At 67.1% G+C, this 7,679-nt stretch carries 6 protein-coding genes; 4 read left to right on the top strand and 2 right to left on the bottom strand.

The window, feature by feature from the left end; all coding sequences use genetic code 11:
- Positions 1-37: 37 nt before the first annotated feature.
- From WEE69_13730 to WEE69_13740, 3 genes are all read left to right on the top strand, one after another.
- Positions 38-1,030, top strand: a complete 993-nt coding sequence (locus WEE69_13730; GenBank protein ID MEX1146354.1) for an ABC transporter ATP-binding protein — start codon at positions 38-40, stop codon at positions 1,028-1,030.
- A complete protein-coding gene (locus tag WEE69_13735; protein MEX1146355.1) occupies positions 1,027-2,070 on the top strand; it encodes an ABC transporter ATP-binding protein in 1,044 nt (347 codons plus the stop codon). Before WEE69_13730 ends, WEE69_13735 begins: the two co-directional genes overlap by 4 nt.
- Before the next feature lie 83 nt (positions 2,071-2,153).
- Entirely contained in the window at positions 2,154-3,761 is a 1,608-nt protein-coding gene (locus WEE69_13740; protein ID MEX1146356.1) for an ABC transporter substrate-binding protein, read from the top strand.
- Positions 3,762-4,073: 312 nt separating this feature from the next.
- Here WEE69_13740 and WEE69_13745 read toward each other — a convergent pair whose 3' ends face one another.
- Both WEE69_13745 and WEE69_13750 read right to left on the bottom strand, forming a co-directional pair.
- Entirely contained in the window at positions 4,074-5,177 is a 1,104-nt protein-coding gene (locus WEE69_13745; GenBank protein MEX1146357.1) for a phosphotransferase family protein, read from the bottom strand.
- Complete coding sequence (locus WEE69_13750; GenBank protein ID MEX1146358.1) at positions 5,174-6,229, bottom strand: 6-phosphofructokinase; 1,056 nt, start codon at positions 6,227-6,229, stop codon at positions 5,174-5,176. The genes WEE69_13745 and WEE69_13750 overlap by 4 nt, the downstream gene beginning before the upstream one ends.
- A gap of 85 nt (positions 6,230-6,314) precedes the next feature.
- Between WEE69_13750 and WEE69_13755 the strand changes: the two genes are divergently transcribed.
- On the top strand, positions 6,315-7,472 hold the full coding sequence (locus WEE69_13755; GenBank protein ID MEX1146359.1) for an epoxide hydrolase family protein: 1,158 nt from the start codon (positions 6,315-6,317) through the stop codon (positions 7,470-7,472).
- Positions 7,473-7,679 lie beyond the last annotated feature (207 nt).

The following is a 7,679-nucleotide window of genomic DNA, read 5'->3' on the forward strand; positions in this document are numbered from 1 at the left end:
CGAACCACAGCCTGCGGATGCATCGTCCGTCGTCACGATGCGCCACGGATTGCTGGACGTCTCGGAGCTCTCGGTGGAGTTCCTCACCGAATCCGGGCCGGCGACGGTGGTCGACAAGGTCAGCTTCGGTGTGGCGCCCAGGGAGATGCTCGGCATCGTGGGTGAGTCCGGGTCGGGCAAGACCGTGACGTCGCTGGCCGTGATGCGGTTGGTGCCGTCGCCACCCGGCCGCATCGTCTCGGGCTCGGTGATGTTCGAGGACCGCGACTTGCTGACCTTTTCGCTCGCGCAGATGCGCGAGATCCGCGGCAACGAGATCGCCATGGTGTTCCAAGACCCGATGACGAGCCTGAATCCTGCGTTCACCATCGGGACACAGCTCGTCGACACCATTCGTCTGCACCGCAAGATGACCATGGACGAGGCGAGGGTGCGCGCGATCGAGCTGCTCGACATGGTCGGCATCCCTGCTCCGGAGGCGCGGGTGAAGGACTATCCGCACCAGCTCTCGGGTGGGATGCGACAGCGTGCCCTGCTCGCGATGGCGCTCTCGTGCGAGCCGAGGCTCTTGATCGCCGACGAGCCGACCACTGCCCTCGACGTGACGGTGCAAGCCCAGATCCTCGATCTGCTGCGGTCGCTCCAGTCCAAGCTCGGCATGGCGGTGGTCCTCGTGACTCATGACCTCGGCGTCATCGCCGATCTCTGCTCGCGCGTCGTCGTGATGTACGCAGGTCAGGTCGTCGAGGAAGCCTCGGTCGAGGAGCTGTTCGCACGCCCGCAGCATCCGTACACCGAGGGACTGCTCGCCGCGATTCCACAAGTAGCCGAGCACGACGAGCGGCTCATGGCGATCCCAGGCGTCGTACCCGAACCCACCGCGATGCCGACAGGCTGCCGGTTCCACCCGCGCTGTCCGTACGCGATCCCGGAGTGCTCGAGCGCGCCCGTGGAGCTTCGAGCCGCGGGCGAGCACCATCGTGCGCGGTGCATTCGAGTCGATGATCTCTCGTTGCGAGGTGCGCGGTGACCGCGCTCCTGGAAGCCAGCGCCGTCGTGAAGCACTTCCCGATCCAGCGCGGCGTGCTGCGTCGCACGGTTGGCCAGGTGCAAGCGGTCGACGGTGTGGACCTCCGCATCGACGCGGGCAGCACGGTCGGACTCGTGGGCGAGTCGGGCTCGGGCAAGTCGACCCTCGGTCGGGTGCTGCTCCGCCTGCTCGACGCCACGTCGGGCACGGTCAGGTTCGACGGCACGGACATCACGCATCTGCCAGAACGCAAGATCCGAGCGATGCGGCGCGGGATGCAGGTCGTGTTCCAGGACCCGTACTCCTCGTTCGACCCGCTCGCCACGATCGCCGACAGCATGGCCGAGCCGATGCGCACCTACCTCGACCTGGACGCCGCCGGCCGCACCGAGCGGATCGGCGAGCTGCTGCGGGCCGTGCGGCTCTCCCCGGAGCATCGAAATCGCTACCCGCGGGAGTTCTCGGGTGGTCAGCTCCAGCGCGTCGCCGTGGCGCGCTCGCTCGCGGTCTCGCCGCAGCTCTTGATCCTCGACGAGCCCGTGAGCAGCCTCGACGTGTCCATCCAGGCCGACGTGATCAACCTGCTCGCCGATCTCCAACATGAGCACGGGCTCACGTTCCTGTTCATCGCGCACGACCTCGCGCTCGTTCGACACGTGAGCACTCGAATCGCGGTGATGTACCTCGGGAGGATCGTCGAGGAAGGTCCGGCAGACGACGTGTACCGCCGCCCGAAGCACCCCTACACCGAGGCGCTGCTGTCCGCCATCCCGATCCCCAACCCGGTGCGTCAGAGAGCTCGCGAACGCATCGTGCTCGAGGGAGACATGCCGTCGCCGGCGGCGCCGCCTTCGGGGTGCCGATTCCACACACGTTGTCCTCACGTGCTCGAGGTGTGCCGAACGATCGACCCCCCCGCGTTCGTGACACCGGACGGCACGACTGTCTTCTGTCACTTGCACACCGACGGTCCGCGCCTCGTTGGCGACACCGTGATGGGCCTTCGCACTCGGGTTGCGGGGCACGCGGACCCGTCTTAGGCTCCCGCGCCTCTTGACGAGCGCGGTTTGATCGCCGGGCCATGGATCGCAGGTAGCTGGAAGTCACGTCGCTTGAGGGGAACATGAACTCGACTCCATTCACGTCACACTCCGGGGCACGTCGCGCGCGGCGCGGTCTCGCTGCCGTCCTTGCCGCCACGATGGCGCTCAGCGCCGCCGTGATCGCCGGCGGCTCGGCTGGTGCAGCGTCCAAGCGTGGCTCTGGCGCGGTCGACAAGGCCGGTGTGCTCAGGATCCCGGTCGATCTCACTGCGCTCGGCGGGGTCAAGTTCGACCCGACGACGGTGGGGTCGCCCGACAACTGGTACAGCCAGGGATTCCTGTACGACTCCCTGCTCCGCCAGAACGCCGACGGCTCGTACTCACCAGGTCTCGCCAAGTCGGCGACCATCGTCGATCCCCAGACAATCGAAGTCGAGCTGCAGCCGGACCTGACGTTCACCGACGGCACACCGTTGGATGCCGAAGCGGTGAAGTTCAGCATCGAGCGCAACATGGCCACGGACAACGTCGCGTCGTTCCGCGTCGAGCTCCAAGAGGTGGAGACGATCACGGTCGACAGCCCGACGACGCTAACGATCGCGCTGCGCACGCCGACCGCGGGCCAGTTCTACAACCTCCTCGCGCACGGTGAGACCTTCGTGGTGTCGCCCACCGCGGCACAGAGCGGCACCAGCCTCGATGACGAGCCGGTCGGCGCGGGCCCCTTCACGCTCGAGTCGTTCACACCCGAGCGCGAAGTGGTGTTCGTGAAGAACCCCGACTACTTCCAGGCCAAGAAGATCAAGCTCGCCGGTGTGACGCTCGTGCAGGTCACGACGACCGACGCGCAGGCAACGGTCAACGCGCTGCTCGACGATGTGGTTGACGCTTCGTCCCTCACGAGTCTCGACCAAGTGAGTCCGCTCGAAGGCGCGGGCTTCGAAGTGGTCAGCCTGGCCAGCGACTCCTCCCAGGTCTACGGATCGTTGTGCAAGAGCAAGCCGCCGTTCGATTCCGTCGAGGTGCGCCAAGCCCTGAACTTCGCGACGGACCGCGAGGAGCTCAACGAGCTCATCTACCAGGGAACGAGCGAGCCAGTGTGGGCGTCGTGGACCCAGGGAAGCGAGCTCTTCAACCCGAAGCTGAAGAACATCTACGCCTACAACGTCAACAAGGCGAAGAAGCTCCTCAAGCGGGCTGGTGCCGAGGATCTCACCTTTGACTTCTACACCGGCCCGCTTCCCGAGCAGCAGCGAGCTGCCGAGGTCCTCAAGGAGCAGTGGGCCAAGGCCGGGATCACCGCGAACCTCGTGAACCTCGCAGACGTGGTGCAGGAGTTCTTCGTCGAGGTCAAGGCTGACGCGGGGCTCGTTCCCTTCGGGCGGGCCGGGCTCGACAAGGTCACCCGCAGCCTGCAAGCGGGCAGCGTCGGCAACCTGTGCAACTACGAGGACCCGGAGCTCAACGCGCTTGTCGACGACGTGCGCCGACTTGAGGGCACCGACGAGGTCCGGCAAGCATGGTGGGACCTCGACGAGTACGTCTTCGAGAACGCGCTCAGCCTCTTCCTCGTCTGGACCCCACGGATCAACGCGTACAACCCCGATGTGGTCGCGAACGTGGTGTTCCGCCCCGATGTGTTCGGCGCGCCGCGCCTCGACGTGTTCAAGGCCTACATCAAGAAGTGAGTCTGTAGCCGACCTTCGTCGCGGTCTCACGAGAGGTGGTGGTGAGCCGGCCGGTACGCCGGCTTGTTCGCCGCAGTTCGCTGACCTGCAGGTACGCACCGAAATGGGCCGCGACCTGCGATTTCGTTGCTCGTTGATTCGCATCGTTGCTCACCAGTTCTCGTCGAGCTGAGGACTGATTGAGGACCGGCGAGCACGGAGCATCAGTACCACGCCACGAGACGGCGGCGCGGGAGCTGTCGACATCCCGAAGAGCACGACGCGAGACTCACGGTGGTCCGGCGGTCAGAACGGTCGACCAGCTTGACGAGCTCACCGATCGACGCGCACGTCCGGGACACGAGGAGTGACTCCCGGCGGTGGTGTCAGCTCGAGCAGCCCCGACATGAACTGCACGTGCAGACCGTGCGCAAGCTCTGCGCGCGCCGCGTCGCCGGTCATGTGCCCCTTCTCCACCATCATGGAGAACAACTTGGCGAAGACCACGCCGAGCCGGTACGCGCCGAACACGAGATACCAGTGCAAGTTGGTGGCGCGCTGGCCGGTCGCGTCCTCCCAGAGATCAACGAGCTCGTCGTAGCTGCCGATGCCGTCGAGGTCACGACTCTCCGGTGGGTCCAGGGTGATCCACCACGCAACGTCGCACTGCGGTCCCGCGAGTGACACGAGATCCCAATCGAGCAGCCCAACAGGTGTGAAGTCGCGGTAGATGACGTTCGGCAGCCGGCTGTCACCCCACGAGAGGGCGGTGACGTCCGGCTGCGTGGCGACCAACCACTCCTCGCACTCCTGCGCGAGTGGGATCGGTTCGTCGAGCGCGGCCCAACGAAGCGAGCGCATCCAGAAGTCCAGGCAATCACCAACGCCGCTCTCGGTCGCGTTCGTTCGGACGAAGAGGAACGGCTCGGCCGGCAGGCGGTGCAGCTCGGCCATCATGCGAACAGTGCGCTCCCACAGCGCGCGTCGCTGATCGGGTTCCGCGTCGACGACGAACCCCTCGCTGGCCCACGACGGTGCGTCGGTGGGGATCTCGCCGTCGATCCGCTCCATCACGAAGAACGGCGCCCCGACGACTCCCGCATCCGCTTCGTAGCCGAGCACGTCGGGCGTCGGCACCGAAGGAAACGCCATCATGGCTTCGTACATGCGGTAGTGCAGCGACGGGTCGTAGTCGAGGTACAGCGAATCCGAGGTCGCGAGACGCGCCACGTACCCCTCGCTCGTACCCGTCGTGCGGAGCGCGTCGAACAGCACGGTCTCGTTCGCCACGCCGGTGCCGGTGGGCGTGCGGAGTGCGCCGATCGTGAGCCCCGGGTCATCGAGGCGTTGCCGCATCCAGTCCTCGAGGCCCTCGCCGACGCGGCCGAGCGCCTGCGTCTGCTCCTTCAGATGAACGTCCCAGGTGGGCTCGGTCACGGTGCTGCGTGGTGTGGCTCAGGCGCGAGCGCGTTCAGCTGGTCGGCGCGCTCGCTGTAGAAGTAGCCCGTCTCACCGTCCCACTCGCACCGACCATGACTGAGGACGTACATGAGACCGAGTCCCTCGAGATCCTTGCCGACCGCCAAGCCCCGCTGCATCGACGTCCAGAGCGTGTGGTCGCACTCCATCCGCAGCTCGGCGAGACCACCGGACGACTCGAACGCGACCGGCATCACCTCGCCGTCGTATTGGAGCTCGCGCAACCGCGGCGCGGTCACCACCCGCGCGTGCTCGAACATGTCATTCACGAACACGTAGCCACCTTCGAGCGTGATCAGCCCGTCGGCCGAGTAGTAGCGCGACAGGCCCCAGGCGCGACCGCTCTCGGGATAGACGCACCCCAGGATCACGTGACCACCCCACGCGTCGAGCGTCTTCGCCAAGATGCGCGGCCCGCGGGAGTGGTCGCGCCAGCCGTACCCGGAGAACGCCACATCGCCGGACTCGAGCGTGACCGTGCCGGTCGCGCGCACCAGCTGCTCGTAGTGCTCGCTCGCCCAATCCGTGTGGTCCATGTCGCCCGTGCCCGACTCGAGCTGGCTCCCGGTGCGCGCGTCCCATGCCGGCGTGACGCACTCGATGTCGAGGTCGACCGCGAACGCCTGCGTCGGACCGTCGCGGCTGACCCCGGCGAGCATCTCGGCCTCGGGCGTGTGGAGCCCATAGCCGTCGAACGTCACGTGCCACCGACGCCACGGCTCGCGTTGGCGGAACTCGAGCCCAGGCCCGGCCGGACGTCGCTCCGGCGCGGTGTGATGGTACGCCCGCAACGAAAGCGCGCCATCGTGACCGGGGAGCATCACGAGCACTCGGTCCTCCCACATCGTCCACTTCCCGGGCACCGTCCCGAGGTGCAACCACATCGCGACGTCGGCGTGCGGGTCCCACAGCGCAAACAGCAGGTTCTCGGACCACATGGGGACGTCGGGGCACTCGGCGACGATGAAGTCGCGCTCATCGGGTAGGCCCGACGACATGTCGACCGCCATCGCACACCCTCCTGCTCGCCGCTCTGTGCGCGGCACGCTAGAACAACCCACCAAACACCGCGCCTCGGAGCGGGGGACCTGACCGTTGGCACTCGAGCCGTTTCGCATCCACATCACCGACGAGCGTCTCGCACTGCTCGACGAACGGCTACGTGCGACGGTCTGGGCGGACGAGCCCGACGACGACGATCCCTGGAACTACGGGGTCGCCGGCCTGTACCTCCGCGAGCTCGTCGTCTACTGGCTCGAGCAGTACGACTGGCGCGCGCACGAAGCTGCTATGAACCGGTGGCCGCACGTGCGGGGCGCGATCGACGGCGTCACGGTGCACGCGCTCCACGAGCGTGGCTCGGGGCCCGCGCCGCTGCCCCTCGTGCTCACGCATGGTTGGCCGTGGACGTTCTGGGACTTCGCACAGGTGATCGAGCCGCTCGCCCACCCCGAGCGCTTCGGCGGTGATCCCGCCGACTCGTTCGACGTCATCGTGCCGTCGCTGCCGGGCTCGGTCTTCTCGTCGCCGTCTCGCCCGGGTGTCGGATGGCGAGAGACTGCGGGCGTGTGGGTGAAGCTCATGGCCGAGCTCGGATACGAGCGGTTCGGCGCGCACGGCGGCGATTCCGGCGCGTACGTGAGCGCGCAGCTCGCGCACGAGTTCGCCGAGCACATCGTCGGCACACATCTCACGTTCCCGGCGCTCATCGGCGCCGATCTCGGCAGCATCACCCGAGACTCCTTCGCGCCCGAGGAAGTGGACTACTTCGACCTCCAGCGCCCCGCGCCCTCGAACATGACCCACTTCCTCACGCACATCTTCGAGCCGCAGACCCTGGCGTGGGGCATGCAGGACTCACCGGCCGGCCTCGCAGCCTGGATGCTCCAGCGCCGCCGGGCGTGGAGCGACTGCGGCGGCGACGTCGAACGCCGCTTCACGAAGGAAGAACTCATCACCAGCTTCGCCCTTTACTGGCTGACAGGCACCTTCGGCGGTTCGGTCCGCTTCTACGCCGACTCGTTCCGGATGCCCTGGACACCGTCCCACGATCGCCACCCGACGCTGGAGGCACCGACCGGCATCGCCGTCTTCCCGTACGAGTTGCTCCACGTGCCGCGCGCCCTCGCGGAGCGCCAGGCGAACCTCGTCCATTGGACGCGTATGGATCGCGGTGGCCACTTCGCGGCGGCGGAGGAGCCGGAGCTCGTCGTGGAGGACCTCCGGGCGTTCTTCCGGCCACTGCGTGGGTAGCCCAGTTCCCGCGAACGCCGGTTGGTTGCTCTACTGGTAGCCGACGAACGAGCGAGCGCACCCACGGGCACCGCGGCGTGACAAATTGTTCCCCGAGTGCTGGCCGGCGGTGGACGCCGGCAGACCGCCGACGCTCCAACCCAACACAAGGGGTGAAACGATGTCCTCGACGGTGCTGTACATGTCGATGTCCCTCGACGGCTTCGT

It is taken from the genome of Acidimicrobiia bacterium, assembly GCA_040881685.1.
Lineage (GTDB): Bacteria > Actinomycetota > Acidimicrobiia > IMCC26256 > PALSA-555 > SHVJ01.